Annotated in this window: 22 protein-coding genes and 1 tRNA gene; 3 read left to right on the top strand and 20 right to left on the bottom strand. The window is 32.5% G+C overall.

The window, feature by feature from the left end; genetic code table 11:
* The 5 genes from M9B42_01800 to M9B42_01780 form a co-directional block, all read right to left on the bottom strand.
* Positions 1-76, bottom strand: a tRNA-Lys gene (locus M9B42_01800).
* Between the two features lie 67 nt (positions 77-143).
* Positions 144-551, bottom strand: coding sequence for a hypothetical protein (locus M9B42_01795; protein ID URQ64575.1), 408 nt, complete (start codon positions 549-551; stop codon positions 144-146).
* Entirely contained in the window at positions 548-1288 is a 741-nt protein-coding gene (locus M9B42_01790) for a YebC/PmpR family DNA-binding transcriptional regulator (GenBank protein URQ64574.1), read from the bottom strand. The genes M9B42_01795 and M9B42_01790 overlap by 4 nt, the downstream gene beginning before the upstream one ends.
* Positions 1288-3048 (bottom strand): aspartate--tRNA ligase, encoded by a 1761-nt coding sequence (aspS, locus tag M9B42_01785; GenBank protein URQ64573.1) that lies wholly within the window; start codon positions 3046-3048, stop codon positions 1288-1290. Before aspS ends, M9B42_01790 begins: the two co-directional genes overlap by 1 nt.
* Complete coding sequence (locus M9B42_01780; GenBank protein ID URQ64572.1) at positions 3038-3292, bottom strand: zinc ribbon domain-containing protein; 255 nt, start codon at positions 3290-3292, stop codon at positions 3038-3040. The genes aspS and M9B42_01780 overlap by 11 nt, the downstream gene beginning before the upstream one ends.
* 42 nt (positions 3293-3334) lie before the next feature.
* Here M9B42_01780 and proS point away from each other — a divergent pair, with 42 nt between their 5' ends.
* Together proS and M9B42_01770 are read left to right on the top strand one after the other, a co-directional pair.
* Positions 3335-4609: a proline--tRNA ligase gene (gene proS / locus M9B42_01775; GenBank protein URQ64571.1), complete on the top strand. Its 1275-nt coding sequence runs from the start codon at positions 3335-3337 to the stop codon at positions 4607-4609.
* The gene (locus tag M9B42_01770; GenBank protein URQ64570.1) at positions 4602-6470 is read left to right on the top strand and encodes a DUF885 domain-containing protein; all 1869 of its coding nucleotides are present in this window, start codon (positions 4602-4604) and stop codon (positions 6468-6470) included. The genes proS and M9B42_01770 overlap by 8 nt, the downstream gene beginning before the upstream one ends.
* 3 nt (positions 6471-6473) lie before the next feature.
* On the opposite strand, the gene recA is transcribed toward M9B42_01770, so the two are convergent.
* On the bottom strand, positions 6474-7448 hold the full coding sequence (gene recA, locus M9B42_01765) for a recombinase RecA (GenBank protein URQ64569.1): 975 nt from the start codon (positions 7446-7448) through the stop codon (positions 6474-6476).
* Between the two features lie 116 nt (positions 7449-7564).
* Between recA and M9B42_01760 the strand changes: the two genes are divergently transcribed.
* Complete coding sequence (locus M9B42_01760; GenBank protein URQ64568.1) at positions 7565-7891, top strand: ferredoxin family protein; 327 nt, start codon at positions 7565-7567, stop codon at positions 7889-7891.
* On the opposite strand, the gene M9B42_01755 is transcribed toward M9B42_01760, so the two are convergent.
* Genes M9B42_01755 through M9B42_01690 form a run of 14 tightly spaced genes read right to left on the bottom strand, consistent with a single transcriptional unit; the run spans position 7888 to position 19648 of the window.
* Complete coding sequence (locus M9B42_01755) at positions 7888-8601, bottom strand: DUF368 domain-containing protein (protein ID URQ64567.1); 714 nt, start codon at positions 8599-8601, stop codon at positions 7888-7890. The genes M9B42_01760 and M9B42_01755 overlap by 4 nt on opposite strands.
* Positions 8602-8632: 31 nt before the next feature.
* Positions 8633-9379, bottom strand: a complete 747-nt coding sequence (surE, locus tag M9B42_01750; protein ID URQ64566.1) for a 5'/3'-nucleotidase SurE — start codon at positions 9377-9379, stop codon at positions 8633-8635.
* The gene (ispD, locus tag M9B42_01745) at positions 9376-10533 is read right to left on the bottom strand and encodes a 2-C-methyl-D-erythritol 4-phosphate cytidylyltransferase (protein URQ64565.1); all 1158 of its coding nucleotides are present in this window, start codon (positions 10531-10533) and stop codon (positions 9376-9378) included. Before ispD ends, surE begins: the two co-directional genes overlap by 4 nt.
* Entirely contained in the window at positions 10514-10825 is a 312-nt protein-coding gene (locus M9B42_01740) for a septum formation initiator family protein (GenBank protein ID URQ64564.1), read from the bottom strand. Before M9B42_01740 ends, ispD begins: the two co-directional genes overlap by 20 nt.
* Positions 10803-12065, bottom strand: coding sequence for a phosphopyruvate hydratase (gene eno / locus M9B42_01735; protein URQ64563.1), 1263 nt, complete (start codon positions 12063-12065; stop codon positions 10803-10805). The genes M9B42_01740 and eno overlap by 23 nt, the downstream gene beginning before the upstream one ends.
* Positions 12065-12883: a 3-deoxy-8-phosphooctulonate synthase gene (gene kdsA, locus M9B42_01730; GenBank protein URQ64562.1), complete on the bottom strand. Its 819-nt coding sequence runs from the start codon at positions 12881-12883 to the stop codon at positions 12065-12067. Before kdsA ends, eno begins: the two co-directional genes overlap by 1 nt.
* Positions 12880-14514, bottom strand: coding sequence for a CTP synthase (locus tag M9B42_01725; protein URQ64561.1), 1635 nt, complete (start codon positions 14512-14514; stop codon positions 12880-12882). Before M9B42_01725 ends, kdsA begins: the two co-directional genes overlap by 4 nt.
* 22 nt (positions 14515-14536) lie before the next feature.
* Entirely contained in the window at positions 14537-15577 is a 1041-nt protein-coding gene (gene alr / locus M9B42_01720) for an alanine racemase (GenBank protein URQ64560.1), read from the bottom strand.
* A gap of 8 nt (positions 15578-15585) precedes the next feature.
* Positions 15586-16953: a replicative DNA helicase gene (dnaB, locus tag M9B42_01715; GenBank protein ID URQ64559.1), complete on the bottom strand. Its 1368-nt coding sequence runs from the start codon at positions 16951-16953 to the stop codon at positions 15586-15588.
* Complete coding sequence (gene rplI, locus M9B42_01710; protein ID URQ64558.1) at positions 16953-17402, bottom strand: 50S ribosomal protein L9; 450 nt, start codon at positions 17400-17402, stop codon at positions 16953-16955. Before rplI ends, dnaB begins: the two co-directional genes overlap by 1 nt.
* Entirely contained in the window at positions 17399-17608 is a 210-nt protein-coding gene (gene rpsR / locus M9B42_01705; protein URQ64787.1) for a 30S ribosomal protein S18, read from the bottom strand. The genes rplI and rpsR overlap by 4 nt, the downstream gene beginning before the upstream one ends.
* Positions 17605-17889 carry a 30S ribosomal protein S6 gene (rpsF, locus tag M9B42_01700; GenBank protein ID URQ64557.1) on the bottom strand — a complete coding sequence of 95 codons (285 nt, stop codon included), beginning with the start codon at positions 17887-17889 and terminating at the stop codon, positions 17605-17607. Before rpsF ends, rpsR begins: the two co-directional genes overlap by 4 nt.
* Positions 17889-19088 carry a cell division protein FtsA gene (gene ftsA / locus M9B42_01695; protein URQ64556.1) on the bottom strand — a complete coding sequence of 400 codons (1200 nt, stop codon included), beginning with the start codon at positions 19086-19088 and terminating at the stop codon, positions 17889-17891. The genes rpsF and ftsA overlap by 1 nt, the downstream gene beginning before the upstream one ends.
* A complete protein-coding gene (locus M9B42_01690) occupies positions 19085-19648 on the bottom strand; it encodes a hypothetical protein (protein URQ64555.1) in 564 nt (187 codons plus the stop codon). The genes ftsA and M9B42_01690 overlap by 4 nt, the downstream gene beginning before the upstream one ends.
* Between the last annotated feature and the right edge of the window lie 26 nt (positions 19649-19674).

Below are 19674 nucleotides of genomic sequence, written 5' to 3'. Positions count from 1 at the left end.
TGGTGGGTCGTATAGGATTCGAACCTATGACCAACGGGTTAAAAGCCCGGTGCTCTACCAGCTGAGCTAACGACCCAGAAGAGTGGTATTTTATACCAGTACAACAATGTCTTAAAGTCCAAATTTATTTTATATAAATTAAATTACAAATATGGTTCGTAATCTTCTCTATACATTGTTTCTAGAAGATATATAAAGCTTTCCCAATTCAAATCAATGAGCATTTTTGAATTGCTAAGCTTTTTATTAAGCAAACAAGTCTGAAGCCTTACTCTAATTGGTTTGTTGTCAAACTTATACACTAAAACCGGAAATTCATCTCTAGGTGTAACTCCTAGCACTTGCTTCCACCATGCGAAAGGAGGTTCAAATCCTTTCTTGTAAGCTTTACATTCAATATTCCATCTACCGAGTTTTAAATCTGGATGATTTTTTTCTTGGTATTGAGTAAGAATTCTTCTCACAGGCCTTTTTAAACCAAGATCCTCCTGCAGTTTTTTTGAAATTTTCCTTTCAAAATCATGACCTTTTTTTCTTTGGTTTATGGTCATTTTTCAAATACCTCGCTATCCAATTCAGCGTTTGTGAAAACTTCCTGAACATCATCAAGGTCCTCTAAGGAGTCAGTAAGTTTTAAAATCTTTTCAGAATTTTCTAAGTCTAGCTTAATTTGATTTTCAGACTCCATCAAAATTTCTGTAGATTCAATATCAAATGATTTATTTTCAATGGCACCTTTTAATTCTGACAAATTTTTCGGATCACAGTGAAGTTCTGTTTTTTCATCACCTAAATCTAAAATATCTTCAGCGCCGCTCTCAATTGCTAGTTCATAAAATTTTTCATCTGCTGAACTGTGATTAACAAAAATTTTACCCATAGATTTAAACATGTAGGCTACACTTCCAGATGTGCCCAAATTTCCACCAGATTTTGTGAAAGCATGTCTAATTTCAGAAACAGTTCTATTTTTGTTATCAGTTAAAGTTTTGATAAATACAGCAATTCCCTCTGGTCCGTATCCCTCATATATAACCTCTTCTAAATTTTGTCCTTCTTGTCCTCCTGCGCCTCTTTGAATTGCTCTATTAATTGTATCTTTGCCCATGTTTGCTGATAAAGCTTTTTCATAAGCTAGTCTTAGTCTTGGGTTGTCTTCTACAACTCCACCACCCTCCTTTGCTGCAACAGTTAACTCTCTAATTACTTTTGTAAAAACAGCTCCTCTTTTGGCATCCTGTCTTGCCTTTCTGTGTTTGATATTTGCCCACTTAGAATGTCCTGCCATTATTCTTCAATTTTCTTTATGTTCAACTCTTCTAGACTTTCATCAGGAACCTCTCCTGGTGCTTCTGTAAGTAAGCACATTGCAGATTGAGTTTTAGGAAACGCAATAACATCTCTTATAGTCTCTGCGCCTGTAAGAATCATGGCAATTCTATCTAAACCAAATGCAATACCTCCATGAGGAGGACAGCCTGTGCCAAGTACTTTTAAAAAAAATCCAAATTTTTCATTAGCTTCTTTTTGACTTAAGTTGAGAAGTTTAAATATTTGCTCTTGAATTTCTTTGTTATGAATCCTTATTGAACCTCCCCCTAATTCTATTCCATTTACAACAAAGTCATATGCTCTTGATTTAATAGAATTTATATCAATTTTTTGTAGTTCCTCTAAATCAGACTGAGCAGGACTAGTAAAAGGATGATGCAATGCAGATACTTTACCATCATTATCTTTTTCAAACATTGGAAATTCAGTAACCCAACATGCCTCATAGCCATCTTTTAATAAATTCAAATCTTTTCCAATTTTATTTATTAGTCTACTCATGTAATCGTTTACAATCTTGGCTTTACCAGCTCCAAAAAAAACAAGGTCATTCTTATTAAGATTTAATTCTTTTATCAAATTTTCTATACATTCTTCAGATAAATATTTGAGTATTGGTGAGCTAACTCCTTCATAGCTCACATTCTCAACTCTTATGTAAGCTAATCCTCTAGCTCCAAATTCTTTAACAAAATCTGTATATCTGTCAATTTGTCCTCTTCCGATTTTATCTCCATCATTTATAACTAATGCTGCAATTCTTGATTCATTATCGTTTGCAGGTTCTGAGAAGACTTTAAATTCTTCTTTTTCAAAAAGCTTCTTTACCTCTATCAGTCTCAAAGGATTTCTTAAATCTGGCTTGTCACTGCCAAATTCTTCCATAGACTTTTCCCATGTAATAACTTCAATATTCTTCAGATCTTCTTTAGCAATTTCTTTGAAAACTTTTCTCATTAAGTCATTTGTAAGATTCATAATGTCTTTTTCCTCCACAAATGACGACTCGATATCAAGCTGAGAAAATTCTGGTTGTCTGTCTGCTCGTAAGTCCTCATCTCTAAAGCATCTGGCAATTTGATAGTACTTTTCAAAACCTGAAATCATTAACATTTGCTTGAATAGCTGTGGAGATTGCGGAAGTGCAAAAAAACTGCCTCTATTTGTTCTGCTAGGCACTAAATAATCTCTTGCTCCTTCAGGGGTAGCTTTTGTAAGAATTGGTGTTTCAATATCAATGAAGTCTTTTTTTTCAAGTTCTTTTCGGACAATTTGAGAAATTTTAGATTTTGTCTCAAGATTTTTTTGCATTTCTGGTCTTCTTAGGTCAAGAGTTCTATTTTTTAAACGCACCTCTTCACTAACTTCAGCAGACTGATCTAACGGAAATGCTGGTGTCTCTGCTTCATTTAAAACAATAATTTCATCGGCGATAATTTCAATGACTCCTGTTGTAAGATCTTCATTTTCAGCGTCTTCGGGACGCTCATTTACTTTTCCAGAAATTTTTAAAACAAATTCACTTCTAATTTTCTCTGCAAGTGAAAAAGGTTTTTTATTCTCCGGATTTACAACGACCTGTACTATTCCAGTCTTGTCTCTGACATCTAAAAAAATAACGCCTCCATGGTCTCTTCTCCTATGGACCCAGCCACAAACGGTAACAATTTTATTAATGTGCTTTTTAGAGAGCTCTCCGCAATAATTACTTCTCATCTTTTTTTTGCTTTATTTTTTTCTTTTCTATTTCTGGTGAGTGGATATTTTTTTTATTATTTTTTTTAAAATCAGTTTCATACCACCCATCACCCTTTAATCTAAAACCTGGAGCAGATATTAACTTTACAACCCCTCCAGATTTCTTACATTTTAAACAACTTTTTAGTGGTTTTTCGTTTATTTTCTGAAGTGCTTCAAAATTTGAATTACATACATCACAGTAATAGTCATAAATCGGCATAATAAAAAAGAAATTACAATATAATTAACATTGGAGATTATAGTGTATTTCTCAAAATTATTCGTCCCAACAGTAAAGGAAGACCCCTCAGATGCAGAGCTTATTAGTCATAAGTTGATGGTGCGTTCTGGAATGATTAAAAAAACTGCAGCTGGAATTTATAGCTGGCTACCCATAGGTCTTAAAGTTCTTAAAAAAGTAGAGGAAATAGTCAGAAAGAATTTAAATAACTTCGATGCTGAGGAAATTCTAATGCCTATGGTACAACCTGCAGAATTATGGAAAGAATCAGGAAGATATGGTGAGTACGGCAAAGAACTTCTTAAATTTGACGATAGGTCAAATAGAGGATTTGTATTGGGCCCAACTCATGAAGAAATAATATGTGAAATTTTTAGATCTCATCCAAAGAGTTATAAGGATTTGCCTGTAAACCTTTATCAAATACAAACTAAGTTTAGAGATGAAATTAGGCCAAGATTTGGTGTCATGAGATCAAGAGAATTTTTAATGAAAGATGCATATAGCTTCGATATTGATGAGAAAGGTCTAGTTAAAAGTTATGGGAAAATGAAGGATGCTTACATAAGTATATTTGATGAAATTGGCTTAGATTATAGAATTGTTAAGGCAGATTCTGGAAATATCGGTGGAGATGTAAGTGAAGAATTTCATATTCTTGCTGATTCAGGTGAAGATTTGATTGCTGTAAGCGATAGTAGTGATTTTGCGGCAAATGTAGAGGTTTTAAATTACGATAAAGATCCCAGTGATCTTGAGGGAAAAAAATCTCCTGATGGCAAAGGTAAACTTAAAATTAAGAGGGGAATTGAAGTTGGTCATATCTTTCAATTAGGTCAAAAATACAGTCAAGCAATGAATGTTGGGGTTAAAGATATGAATGGAAACTCTATACATCCTTTTATGGGCTGTTATGGAATCGGTGTTTCAAGAATTGTTGCTGCCGCAATAGAACAAAATCATGATGATAGAGGAATTCAATGGCCAGATAAGATTACTCCTTTTGGAGTAAATATTATTTGTTTAGATCCCGAAAGTGATGAAATCATGAAAGTTTGTTCTGAAATTTATAGTATCTTACAAAAATCTGGCTTTGATCCATTATTGGATGATAGAGATATAAGGGCTGGAATAAAGTTTAAGGAACATGAACTTTTAGGTATACCTTATTCAATTATTATTGGTCCTAATAACTTTAAAAATACAAAACTAGAGTTTGGTATCAGAGCACAAAATGAAAAAATAGATATGAAATTAGACGACATTAAAAAATATTTAGGAGAAAAATATGATTAGATTTTTTACTACCATAGGCGGGTTTCTATTAGGTTCACTGCTTATTACGCTTTTACTTATTTTTGCTTTAAATCCATCTTTTTTAGCAAAGCAAGTTTTAAGCTATGGCGCTAAAAGTTTTGGCGTTCCATCAACAAATAAGGTTGATAAGTTTCTTGATCAAACTATTATCGATGGAGCTATTGATTCTCCTCTTGCATTAACATACTTAGGGCTTGATTCTTTAAATTTCTTAACAGGACACAAATCAAAACTGGGCGACTACAGTTTAGAAAAGTCCGAGAGTGACTATGAAGAGAGTTTAAAACAATTGAATTATCTAAACAGATTCAATCAAAATGATATGCCTGATGGTAATTACAATTTACAAATAAAAAGATTTAGTCTTGATAATGATATTAGAGGTTTTGAGTCTTTCAGATTTCATTCTAGCCCTGTAACTCAATTTTTTGGAGCACATTTAAGTCTAGTAGAGTTTCTGACAGATCAACATAAGGTGAATAATGAAAGAGATATTAAATTTTATTTTGATCGCTTAAATGAAGTTCCAAGAGTTATTGGTGAGATTATAGGTTTTTTGGATAAAAGAGCAGAGAATGGGATATTTTCTCCAGAATTTGTCTACAAAAAAGCTATGGGTCAAATTGATACTCTTTCTACTGGAAGAATTGAGGATCACCCCTTGTATAAGACACTCGAAAAAAAAATCGATGAAATAAATTTATCAAAAAATAAGAAAGAAAATTATCTTGATGACGCTAAAAATTTAATTAAAGAAGTTTTCGTACCTGCTTATAGAAGACTTTTCAACACACTAGAAAGCCAAAGCAAAAATGCAAGAGAAATGGTAGGTGTTTGGAGCTTGCCTAATGGTAATGATTATTACAAACACAGGCTAAGAATCTATACAACTACTGATTACTCTGCAGATGAAATACACAACATAGGCCTTAAGATGGTAAGTGAAATTCAAAATGAAATTAGAAGCATTCTTGAATCTGAGGGTTACGATATTTCTAGACCTCTCCCAGAGCTATATGAAGTATTAAATAGTGAAGAGAGATTTTACTATGAAGACTCAGATGAAGGGAGAGAGCAAATACTCGCTGACTATACAAAAATTCAAAATGAAGCTATGAAAAAAATGCCTGATTATTTTAATGAATTACCTAAATCTGAAGTAATTGTAAAAAGAGTTCCAATTTACTCTGAACAAAGTGCTGCTGGTGGCTATTATCAAAGTCCTGCTTTGGATGGTTCTAGGCCTGGGGTATTTTATGCAAATCTATATGATATTAAGGCAACAAAAAAGTTTGGAATGCCAGCACTATCATTTCATGAAGCTGTACCAGGACATCATTTTCAAAATGCCTTAAATATAGAAAACAGTACTCAAACTTTGTGGAAAAAATTTGGATATGGAACATCAGCTTATGGTGAGGGATGGGCCCTATATGCCGAGAGATTAGCTATAGAAATTGGATTAGTTGAAGATCCATATGATTTAATTGGATCATTACAATCTGAACTATTTAGAGCTGTACGATTAGTTATTGATACAGGAATGCACAGCAAAAAATGGACAAGAGAAAAAGCAATTGATTACATGATTAAAAATGTAGGATCTGAAGAGAGTGAAGCAATCTCAGAGGTTGAAAGGTATATAGTTTGGCCAGGACAAGCCTGCGCCTATATGATTGGTCGAATTAAAATCATGGAACTAAGGGATAAAGCAAGAAAAGAGCTAGGAGATGACTTTGATATTAAGGACTTTCACTCAGCAGTTCTTATGAATGGATCCCTACCACTAACTGTTCTTGAGTCAGTGATAGAAGATTACATAGCAGATAGTAAAATCTAATGTCTATTCAGATATTACTTTTTCTATATCAGTGAGGATATTAGGATTTTCATCAAGAAATTCTGTTACTTTTGACATTCCCTGACCAATCTTATCGCCTTTATAGCTGTACCATGATCCAGCCTTTTCAACTATTCCTTTTTGAACTGCATACTCAATAATTTCAGCTTTTCTATTTATGCCCTTCCCATAAAGAATTTGAAATTCTGCTACTTTAAATGGAGGTGCCATTTTATTTTTAACGACTTTTACTCGCGTTTCATTTCCGATAACTTCATCTCCATCTTTTATTGCACCGATTCTTCTAATATCTAACCTCACACTGGAGTAGAATTTCAATGCATTTCCCCCAGTAGTTGTTTCTGGACTACCAAACATTACTCCGATTTTCATCCTTATTTGATTGATAAATATAACGAGTGTATTTTTTCTCTGGATGCTACCAGTAATCTTTCTTAGTGCTTGTGACATCAATCTTGCTTGAAGCCCAACGTGTGAATCACCCATATTTCCCTCTAATTCAGCTCTAGGTACTAATGCTGCAACACTATCAACTACTATTACATCAAGCCCTCCACTTTCAACTAACTTATCGGTAACTTCCAAGGCTTGTTCACCTGTATCAGGTTGAGAAATAAGTAGTTCGTCAATATCAACACCTAGGGCTTTGGCATATTCTGGATCTAACGCATGCTCCGCATCAATAAATGCTGCAGTTCCACCGGCTTTTTGGCATTCTGCTATTATCTGAAGTGTAAGAGTTGTCTTTCCAGAGGATTCTGGACCGTATATTTCAACTACTCTACCTTTAGGCAAACCATCAATTCCTAATGCTTTGTCTAAACCAAAAGAACCTGTAGAAATGGAAGGGACCTCGACAGTATCCCTTGTTCCGAGCTTCATGATAGTTCCTTCACCAAAATCTTTTTCGATTTGCTTAAGTGCTGTTTCTAACGATGTTTTTTTATTATCTGCCATATTTTTCCCTTAGTAGTGTATATATATACAGTACTTACTTTTTTTTAAATAATCAAGAAAAAAAACATTTTTTTCTTTATTTTTTTAAAAGAGTATATATCAAGTAAAATACTCAAATGGCATTTATAGTTACTGAATCATGTATACAGTGTAAACACACTGATTGCGTTGAAGTTTGTCCTGTAGACTGTTTTTATGAAGGTCCTAATTTCTTAGTAATTAATCCAAATGAATGCATAGATTGTGGTCTTTGTGAACCAGAATGTCCTGAAAAAGCTATTTATGCAGAGGATGAACTACCACCAGATCAAATTCATTTTGTTGAAATAAATGATGATTTGTCTGCTGTTTGGCCAAATATAACGCAAAAAAAGGAGGCTTTGCCCGAGGCTGCCAAATTCAGTTCTGTAAAAAATAAAATGGATCTCTTAAAAAAAGATTAATTTAAATGCAGCCACACAGATGGAATTGAGCCAAAGATTAAACCAGAAAAAAACACCTTTACTGAATTCTCATTTTTTTTAAAACTTTTGATTATTTCATTTGGGACAATAAAAAATGATATTGATAATCCAAGTATTAGTGGAGAAAGAAGTAAAAAATCAAAATTTTTTAATGAAATTATTACTTCTTGATAAACACCTAAAAGGACTAAAACTAATGAACCAGAAATTCCTGGCAAAATAAATGCGGTAAAACTTAAAAATCCGGCAAAAACTAAAAATAAAACCTTTAATGGAGGAGCAAAATCTGAATAAGAAAACTCTATTAAAGTTAGGCTAATACAAGCTGCAATAAAAATTCCAGAGAAAAAATGTAATGGGAATTTTGCTGAAATTGTGAATCTTTGATCTAATAAGCAGTTTTTTAATACAGCTAAAACCATTACTAGAGAAAGAAAGATTTTAAATTCGAACAAAAAATTTGTTATTAAATAATTTATTAAATTTACAGCTAAAAAAATTGCCATAATCATGCCCAAAAGAAGTGGAGCTGAAAATCCTAGATTGATATTTTCTTTTATCTTTTTAAAAGAAAATTCGAATTGTGAAGGGCTAAAAAAAGATATTATTCTTACAAATTCATTATAAACATTGAACAAACCAGCTACAGTTGCCCCAGAAATGCCGGGAGTGATTTCGGCTAACCCCATAAAGAAACCGGATACAAATCTGTAAAAAAATTTATACACCTGGAAGTTTTCCTCTAAATTTTGAAAGGCTGGTCATATCCCAAAATAAAGGAGTTACTGAAATGAAGTTCGTTTTAATTGCTTCGAAATCTGTGCCTTCAAGATTTCCAGAAGGAGGTCCTGATTTTCCAATTTTATAACTTATTGAATTTTCATCCCCTTTAAATTCAGGTGCAAGAGGCACCCCTCTATTTCCGAGTTTAGTGAGCTTAAAGCCTTTGATTTGATTAAATTTTAAATTTGGGACATTCATATTAATAACGACGCCATCATTTGTTTTATCTTTGTAATTCTCAATTATTTGATCAAGCATCATTTTTGTAGCAAGTATTGCTGATTCAAATTCCTCAAAGGATTTTCCTGCTATAGAAATAGCTAAAGGTGGGAAATGTAATTTTCTTGCTGTGAAAGCTGCGCCAAGTGTACCTGAATGAATAACATCATCTCCCATATTTGCTCCTCTGTTAATGCCGGAAATCACAATATCTGGAATTTGCTCTAAAATAGCCATTAAACCCATGAAGACGCAATCGGCTGGCGTTCCATCTACGGAGTATATATTGTTGGAGAGTTTTTCAATTTTTACATCCGACCTAAGTGTTATAGCAGCGCCCTGGCCGCTCTTATCTTTTGACGGTGCAATTAATGTTACATTATGACCATCTTCCTCAAGAGCCTTCAATAAACTTAATGTAATTTTTGAATCGACTCCGTCATCGTTTGTTAAAAGAATATTCACCTTGAAATTTTTATAATTGTTTGTGCTGCTGCACCATCATTATTACCTATAAAACCCATTTTTTCTGAAGTTTTTGCTTTTAAACCAATATTTTCTTCATTGAGTTTAAGAATTTGACTTAAATTTTTAATAATTTTAGCCTTATATTGACTGAGTTTTGGCTCCTCAAGTATCACAACTATATCAACTTGAATTAGTTTAAAACCTTTTTTTGTAAGTAAATTATTTGTTATTTCAAAAAGCTTACTGCCTTCTGCATCTTTCCATTCTGGAGTATTTGGAAAATGTTCTCCAATATCTCCGTCACCAACTGAGCCAAGCATGGCATCAACTATTGAATGAAAAATGATATCTCCATCAGAGTGAGCATCAAAGCTTTTGTTGAAAGGAACTTTTACTCCACCCAGAATTAAATACTCGCCCTCTTTAAACCTATGGCTATCAAAACCCAAACCAACTTTTTCCTCTGGCTTATAAAAGTTCATTACATCTTCAGAAACTGTAACCTTTATATTTTTACGCTTTCCTGGAATAAATCTTACAGTTCCTCCTGAATGTTCAATAGCTTCTGATTCGTCACTTGGAATGTAATTTTCTTTTAGACAAATCTCAAGTGATGATTCTAAAGATTTTGCTTTTGTAATTTGTGGAGTTTGGGCAAGGTAAAAATCATTCCTATCTACACTTTTCTCAACAAATAAAGTTTCTCGATTTATATTTTTTAAAGATTCATATACAGGCAATCCATAAACTAAACAATCCTCATTTTGATTTTCAAATTCATCTATTAAAAGGTGTATATCTTTTTGATCTATAAAAGGCCTAACAGCATCATGCACTATTACATAATCTTCTTTATCGACTAATTTAAGAGCTTGTAAAACAGATTCTGCTCTTGTTTCACCACCTGTGACAGTAACTATATTAAGACCATCTGGTAAATCTAATTTTTTAAATTCCTTGTCATTTTGATGTAGTGGAATAACAATTTTTTTAATTGCAGAAATATTTGTAAAAATATTAAGTGTCTTTTCAAGAATAGTTTGATTATCAATCTTGAAGTATTGTTTTGGAATTTCAGAACTAAATCTTGTTCCTAGACCAGCAGCTGCAAGGATCAATGAAATTTTTTTATTATTCTGGTTCGATTTCAAAATACTCCTCACCCTCTTTAATTAATCCAAATTCTTCACGAGCCATATTTTCCACATAACTATCATCATTTTTGATTGAGTCAATTTTTTCTATAAGTTCAGTATTTTCAATATTAATTTTAGTTAGCTCCTTTTCTTTTGAAACAACAACATTAGAAATTTTTTTGTTTGAATTAATACTGTAAGTTCCGAATAATATGTCGTATGTAATTAAAGCAATAACAATTGATAAAAAAATTATTCCAATGACTGTTATAAGGCTATTAATTTTATTTTTTTGGGTAGAGCTCATTTTCAATAATTAGTAGTCTATTGTATTTTGAGTTTCTATCTGATCTTGATGGTGCACCCGTCTTTATTTGCTTTGCGTCCACCCCAACAGCTAGGTCAGCTATAAAAGGATCTTCTGTTTCTCCAGACCTATGTGAAATGATAGTGTTGAATTTGTTTTCTTTTGCAAGCTGAATACTTTCCAAACTTTCAGTCAGTGTTCCTACTTGATTGGGCTTTATAAGGATTGCATTCCCGGCATGTGAGTCTATTCCCTTTTTTAATAGCTCTCTCTGAGTTACAAATATATCGTCTCCGACTATTTGTACTCCATTTAATTCCCTTGTTAATTTTATCCATCCATCCCAATCATCCTCATGCAAAGGATCTTCGATAGATTTAATATCAAATTTTTTGATAAGTTTGACATAGTAATCTACCAAACCATCCGATGAAAAAGTTTCATCTGTAGCATTTAAAATATAATTTTTTCCATCAAAAAATTCTGAAGCAGCACAATCTAAAGAAATAAAAATATCTTTGCCATATGAAAAATTTGCACTTTGAATTGCTTTTATTAAGTACTCTATAACTTCTTCATTTGAGTCAAGATTAGGAGCAAATCCACCCTCATCTCCAATATTTGTGCTCCAACCTTTTGATGAAAGAAGTCTTTTTAATGACGTATAAACTTGAACACAGTTTTTTAAACCCTCAGAAAAACTAACATTATCAGAAGGCATAATCATAAATTCTTGTATATCTATCCTATTATTAGAATGGGCTCCGCCATTAAAAATATTTAACATTGGCTTGGGCATTGAAAGGGTTGATCCTTTACCTGATTTAGAATTAAAAAGAATACGTATATAGTCATAAAGAGGGAGGTTCATTGCATTTGCAGCGGCCCTTGTGCAGGCGAGAGAGACTGAAAGTATCGAGTTTGCACCTATTTTTTTCTTTTGTCTTGTGCCATCAAGATTAATCATTATTTGGTCCAATTCTTTTTGTTCCTCAATTGGCTTACCTAATAAAGCAGGCTGTATTAAGCTCTTTATATTTTCGATCGCTTTTTTAGTACCCTTTCCATCAAATCTCTCATCATTATCTCTAAGTTCAAACGCCTCCTTTTTTCCTGTTGAAGCCCCACTAGGAACCATGGCTTCTCCTTTATGTCCTGAATTTAAAACGACAGATGTATGAATTGAAGGGACGCCTCTAGAGTCAAGTATTTCAATTGCGTCAATTGATTTGATATGCATTATCTATTTCTTTTAATCAGAGAATCTAGCTCGAAAATTTCCATTAAAAAACTCTCTAACTCTGAAAGTTTAAGCGCACATGGACCATCACATAATGCTTTAGAAGGATCTGGATGTGTTTCTAGAAATAAGCCTGCGATTCCTTGAGAGATGCCAGCTTTTGCAAGTTCTAACACATATTCTCCCCTTCCCCCTGTACTTTTTTCAAGTGTTCCAGGCTGCTGCAAAGAATGAGTAACATCAAAAAAAACAGGTTTGGTTGATTCTTTCATAATTTGAAAATTTAAAATATCTACTACTAGATTGTTATATCCAAAAATATTTCCTCTTTCACATAAAATAATATTTTTATTACCCACTGATTCACATTTTTTTACAACATGAAAAATTTCTTTTGCTGACATAAACTGTGGTTTTTTTAAATTTATAATTTTTCCAGTTTTAGCTGCTTCAACTACCAAATCAGTTTGTCTGCATAAAAAAGCAGGAATCTGAATAATGTCACACACTTCAGAAACAGGTTTTGCTTGATGCGGTTCATGAATATCAGTCAAAATTGGCAGATTATATTTTTGCTTTAGTTCAGAGAGGATTTTTAATCCATCTTCTAAACCAGGACCTCTATAGGAATCTAGTGAAGATCTGTTAGCTTTATCAAAAGAGGCTTTGAACACAAAATTAAACTTTAATTTTGAAGAATTTTTTATGAATGCTTCCGCAACTTCAAAAATTAGTTCTTTTGATTCAATTACATTTACGCCTCCAAAAATAGTTAGTCTCTCAGAATTTCCAATTTTAAAGTTATTTAGTTTAATCATCTCTTCAATTTTACCGCTGTTTTAATGAAATCATTAAATAATGGATGTCCTGTTTTAGGTTTTGAAGTAAATTCTGGATGGAATTGACAACCAAGATACCAAGGGTGATTTTTGATACCAATAATTTCAACTAAGTTGTGAATTTCTGATCTTGCAGATATAAGTAAACCTTTTTTCTCAAGTTCAGAAACATATTCAGGGTTTACCTCATATCTGTGACGATGTCTTTCAAATATATTTGTTTTCTTATAAAGCTTATGAGCAAGTGAATTTTTTTTCAATTTTGCCTTTTGAGCTCCCAAACGCATAGTGCCTCCTTTATCAGAGTTTTTATCTCTTTTTTCAATTGAGCCATCTTCATTTTTCCACTCAGTTATTAATGAAATAACTTTATGCTTTGTCCTAGGTTTAAACTCAGTACTATTTGCATCTTTCAATCTGCAGAGATTTCTGGCAATTTCAATGATTGCTATTTGAAGCCCAAGGCATATTCCAAAGTATGGAACTTTTTTTTCTCTTGCATATTTTGCTGCAAGAATCATTCCCTCGATTCCTCTTCCCCCAAATCCACCAGGTACCAAAATGGCATCTGATTTTTTTAATTTGGAGGAGTAATTTTTATTATTAAGCTCATCAGAATTGACAAAATTAATATTTACCTTTGTATCATTATTAATTCCAGCATGATCAAGAGCTTCAGTTAAAGAAAAATAAGCATCTTTAAGATCTACATACTTCCCAACAAATGAAACATTAACCGATTTAGAGGGTTTGATTTTTCTTTTAACTACTTTTTTCCATGCTGACAAATTTGGTTTATTTTTCTCAAGCTGCAGTTTATCAGTAATAATTTTATCTATCCCTTCCTCATCAAGAGCTAATGGCACTTCGTAAATTGTCTCTAAATCAGGTAAAGATATAACAGCATTTGATGGCATTGAGCAAAATAAAGCTATTTTTTCTTTACTTTCTTGCGGTAATTTTATGTCTGATCTACAAACAAGAATATCAGGCTGAACGCCAAGCGATCTATATTCTTTAACCGAATGTTGTGTAGGTTTAGTTTTTAATTCTCCAGCATTTTTTAAAAATGGAACAAGAGTTAAGTGTATAAATGATGTCTGATAATTTTTTAATTCAAGACCAAGCTGTCTGATAGCTTCAATAAATGGCTGACTCTCTATGTCGCCAACTGTCCCTCCTATTTCAACAATAGCAATATCATATCCTTTAGAACCCTTGATAATTTTTCTTTTTATTTCATCGGTGATGTGTGGTATGACTTGAACAGTTTTACCTAAATATTCACCTTTTCTTTCTTTTCTTAAAACAGAATAGTAAATTTTTCCCGCAGTAAAATTATTTTCTTTTGTACATTTATGATTGATGAATCTTTCATAATGTCCAAGATCAAGATCAGTTTCTGTCCCATCTTCAGTTACAAACACTTCGCCATGCTGAAAGGGGCTCATAGTTCCAGGATCAACATTAAAATAAGGGTCAAGCTTTATAACAGTTACTGTATATCCTTTTGATTCGAGCAATGAACCTATAGATGCTGAAGCGATTCCTTTCCCTAGAGAAGAAACAACTCCACCAGTAACAAAAATAAATCGCGTATCTTTAAGCAAAATAATTTAATAAATTAAGAGACTATTCTAAATAATTTTTTGGAACTCTTCTTGAGATATTTGTTAATAATTGGTATGAAATTGTATTTATGCTCTTAGCTAGCGTGTTCAGGGGGGTTTTGAAGTTCCACATTTCTACCCAATCACCAACTTTTATTGAAGAATCATCCCCTAAATTAACACAAACCATATCCATGCTTGTTCTCCCGATTGTATGGAACTGTTTATCATTCACAAAAACTGGGACATCTTTATAGATCAATGGGTATCCATCAGCGTACCCAAGTGATATAACTGCCACTAACGAGTCTTTATCTGCTGTCCAACTTGCCTCATACCCAACAGAGTCTCCTTTTTTTACATTTCTAATTGAAATTATCTTTGATCTGAAATTTGTAACAGGTTTTATTCCATGTTCATAAAAACCACCACCATAAACTGAAATACCTGGTCTCACAATATCATAATGAGATTCTGGATAATTAAAGACAGCACCAGAATTTGCAAGACTTTTTTTGTAACTGAATTTTTTTGTTACCTTTTCAAAGAGCTGAAGTTGTTTGTCATTTAGTGGGTGTCCTTTTTCATCAGCACATGCAAAATGTGACATTAATACAAGGTTCCTAAAACCTTTTTCCTCTAGAACTTTTATTGTGCTCTCAAATTTTTCTGCATCAAAACCTAATCTATTTAAACCAGTATTAAGCTTTAGCCAAAGTCTGTTATTTTTAAGTCCTTCTTCAAGATTTTTTAGCTGCCAATCTGAGTGAATTACAAAATCTAAATCATATTTTAAAACCTCTTTATATTCATCTAAGTCGTAAATACCCTGCAGCAAAAGAATTGGCTTGGAGCTTTTATTTCTTACTAAAATTGCTTCATCTATAGACATTACGGAGTAGCAAGAAACATGTTCGTCGATTACCTCTACCACCTCGTTAATTTCTAGACCATAAGAAAAAGCTTTCAAAACTCCCTGTATTTCAGAAGTCGTATTTTCCTTAAGAATATTTAAATTATGACTGAGATTACTCAAATTAATTTGCAGTTCTGTATCACGCATTTTAGATTTTAATCAGATTCAGCTTTTAACCAGTCTCTGTAATCTTTTTTTGCCGATGGGTGAAGTTCTGCAAATCTAGTATTGCTTTCCTCAAAAGATAAAAGAACATTCTCAATGGGTCCGTTTCTATGTTTGACTAAATTTATTTCTGCAACATTTTTATATTCTTCTTCTTTCTGATAAACCCACTGCCTGTACAACATGTAAATTAAATCTGCATCTTGCTCAATTGCTCCTGAATCTCTCAAGTCAGACATTCTTGGACGTTTGTTTTCTCTGGCATCAACATTTCTGTTTAACTGTGAAAGAACAATAACTGGGCACTTTAATTCTTTCGCCAAATGTTTTAGAGATCTGGAGATATCTGATAACTCGTTAACCCTATTATCATTACGACCTGGCATTTGCATCAATTGTATATAATCTATTAAGACAAGCTTTACTCCGCCTTTTTCTCGAGCAGCTCTAGCAACTTTTCTGCATTTTGCCCTAATTTCTGGAGGGGTAATATTTCCTGCATCATCTATAAGTAAATTACTTTTTGAAAGTTCATCTCCCATTCTAGTGAGCTTTTCAAGTTGCTGATCAGATATTGTTCCTGAATATACATTTTTCATTGAAACTCCAGCTCTAGAACCCAACATTCTTGCAGTAAGAGATTCTGCTGACATTTCCAAACTAAAAACCAATACGTACCCCTCTTCATTCATAGCAACATGTTCAGCTATATTCATTCCAAGTGAAGTTTTCCCCATGCTTGGTCTTCCTGCGATAATAATTAATTCTTCCTCCTTCAATCCCAGAGTAAGTGCATCAATATCTTTGTACCCATACGAATGACCTACCAAATCTCCATCTTTTGACATTAAGTCTTCTATTTTGTCCATTGAAACGCCAACCAACTCATCAATTGGTCTCATGGTTTCGTTATTTATCCTGTTCTGTGCCAAATCAAAAATTTTTGTCTCAGCCTCCTCCAAAATTTCATTACTTGATTTACCTTCTGGATTTTCAGAAATTTTGAGCAACTGCTGGAGAACTATTTTAAATTTCCTATCAAGAGATTGTGACTTTACAGATTCTGCATAACTTTCTGCATTTCTTGCAGTAACAGGTGTGTCTTGCAGCTCTTTTAAATAATCTACTCCACCAATCCTTTCTAATAAATTATTTCTATCCAATTCTCTTGAAACACTTATGTAATCTGTTCCTTTACCGCTTTCTGCGAGGTGTTTTATACATTTATAAATATCTGAGTGAACCTCTGAGACAAAGTCTTCAGCAGTTAATTTTGCGTCAACTTCAGGATAAGCGTTTACATTCAGCAATAAAGAGCCTAATACTGCTTGTTCAATTTCAATATTATTACTTGGCATTACGTTGATTTTACTTCAATAGATATAGATTTAACTATTTCTGGATGAAGTTCAACGTTTACTTCAAATTCACCGACTTCTTTTATTGGTCCTGTGGATAAAATGATATTTGATTTGTTCAAAAAATCTAAACCTTTTTCATGTAGTGCGCTTAAAATCTCCGATACACCCACGGAGCCAAAAAGAGCACCACTTTCTTGTGCATTGGCAGTAATTTCAAGTTTTACTTTTTCTAACTTTAAAGCATTTGCTTCTGCTAATGAATATTCATCATTGGCTTGTTTAAGATATTTTTCTTTATCTTTTTCAAATTGCTCTATGTATTCATCTGTAGCAGGAAGAGCTTTATGATAAGGGAGTAAAAAATTTCTTGCAAAGCCAGATTTAACATCTACAACATCGCCAATCTCTCCAAGATTTTTAATCTTAGCAACTAAGACAACTTTCATTTCTTTTCCTCAATCTTATGCTTGTCTGTAAATGGCAATAATCCAAGCAATCTGGCTCTTTTTATTGCTTTATTGAGTTTTCTTTGTTCTTTTGCTGTAAGTCTTGTATATCTGGAAGACATTATTTTGCCGTTCTCAGAAATAAATGTTTTTAAAGTATCGGGATCTTTGTAATCAATAACTTTTTTCTTTTCTTCACTCACTATTGTTCAACCTTTACTGTTAAATGCCTAAAGACGTTTTGATCGAATTTAAATTTCTCTTCAAGAAGTTGAAGTGTATCGGTATTTAATTCAACATCTAAATGCACGTAATTCGCATAATTCATATTATTTATTGGATAGGCCAACTGTCTTTTCCCTAAAAGCTTAGTATTTACAAGACTTCCTTTGTTTTCTTTAATGAGCTTTTCAAGTGATGCTAAAAAAATATCTACTTCATCCACTGCATTGGGATTGAGAAGTAACATTAACTCGTAATTTTGCATCACATTTCTAGACCTAACCAGCCACGAATTTGGTCTATCATACCCTCGCTACTATTAAATTTAAAGTGTTTGTTCTCTTCTTTTACACAAAAATTTAACATCCCCACAAAAGAAGAATATTGTGGTTTAAGCAAACTTTCAGATATTTCAGGAATATTGTATTCAGGTATGCCAATTTTTACATTTTTTTGCATTATTTCTCTACCTAAATCCTGTATTCCTTCAAGGTTTGAAGTACCCCCTGTAAAAACAAAGCCTGCAGGAATCTTTTCATCGAATCCACCATCTTGCACAATTCTTAAACATTCACGAAATAAAAGTGATAGGTGTGTCTCAATTACCTTTGCAAGATCTCTTCGAGAGATTTCTTTTTGGATGCCATCATTAAGATTTCCAACTTTAAGAATTTCATTATTAGCTTGATTTTCTAACGCTGTACCATGTTTGAGCTTCATCTCTTCTGCTTTATGTGTAGGTATCTCAAGATGAAAGGCTATTCTATCTGTTAAATATTCCCCACCTCTATCAAAAACTTTTGAAAATATTATCTTCCCAGATTTATACACAGAAATATCCGTTGTTCCCGCACCAATATCAATTAAACATACTCCTAAATTTTTTTGATCATTTGATAAAGTGCAATCAGCAGCGCCAAGTTGACTAAAGAAATATTTTTGAATTTTCAAATTATTTCTTTCCTCAACACATTGTTTTATGTTGTTTTTCATATTCTTTGAGCAATAAATTAAATGTGTTTTTGCCTGCAATCTAACACCCCTCATTCCTCTGGGATCTGCAATTCCATCTTTACCATCAATTACAAAATCTTTAAAAACAGGATACAAAAGGTCAATATTTTCTGGCACTAAATATTCTGTAGAGGATTTCATAGCTTGTTTCATATCCTTGATAACAATTTCACGTTCATTTCCAGTTGAATGTCCAGTTGTTTCGTTACCTATAATCTTTTCATCGGAAAATGAGACATAAAGATTCTTAATTTTTTGTTGAGACTTTGATTCAAGCTCTGAAATACAGTTTCCAATAGATTTTGATGCAAGATTGAGATCTACAATAGTTCCGCTTTGAAAACCCTCTGATTTGACTGTGCAAAATTCTAAAACCTTTAATTTATTATTTTCATTAGATGCTAAAGCTGCACTTATTTTTGATGTACCTAAATCAAGAATTGAAATCATAAATTTTTAATAACAAAACCCTTTGGGTATCTTAAATCTAGAAACTTATTCTTCAAATCTTTTTTATTTAATTTATTTGTTAGTTTAGTTATTTTTTTTAATCTAGCTTGGAGTTCTTTTTTCCCTAATAATACTTTGTAATCATTAAAATCTAATATCCAGCCTTCAGTTTGGTGAAAAATTACACTCTTAATTTTGTCCTTTAATTCTGAGTTTGAAATTAAAATTGCCTGTTGTTTTGCCCTTAATGGTAAATCTTTGTTTTGAATGTTGAGAATAATCTTATTATGTTCATGCAAAGAAAAAAAAGGTTCGAAATTTTCATCGTAATAAATGTGTGAGGAGATTTTAAAAAGTGGCTTTTTTGCTTCAACAAAAAATTCTTGTCCTGTAAAAGTGTATGTTTTTTCAGCTTTTTTAATCCAAGAAATATTTTTTAAAAATATTTCAAATTCACTACTTTGGAAAAATGCATTTTTTAGAACTTTTTCACAAGAAGTACAGTTATAAGGTGATAAAAAATGTACTTTGAACTTTGTTTGATTTATTTGAAGTGCCAAATTTACAGAATAAATTAGCAAAATTA

Source organism: SAR86 cluster bacterium, assembly GCA_023703535.1.
GTDB lineage: Bacteria > Pseudomonadota > Gammaproteobacteria > Magnimaribacterales > TMED112 > TMED112.
The sequence above is the reverse complement of the archived record's forward strand: the minus strand, read 5'-3'. Positions and strand labels throughout refer to the sequence as shown.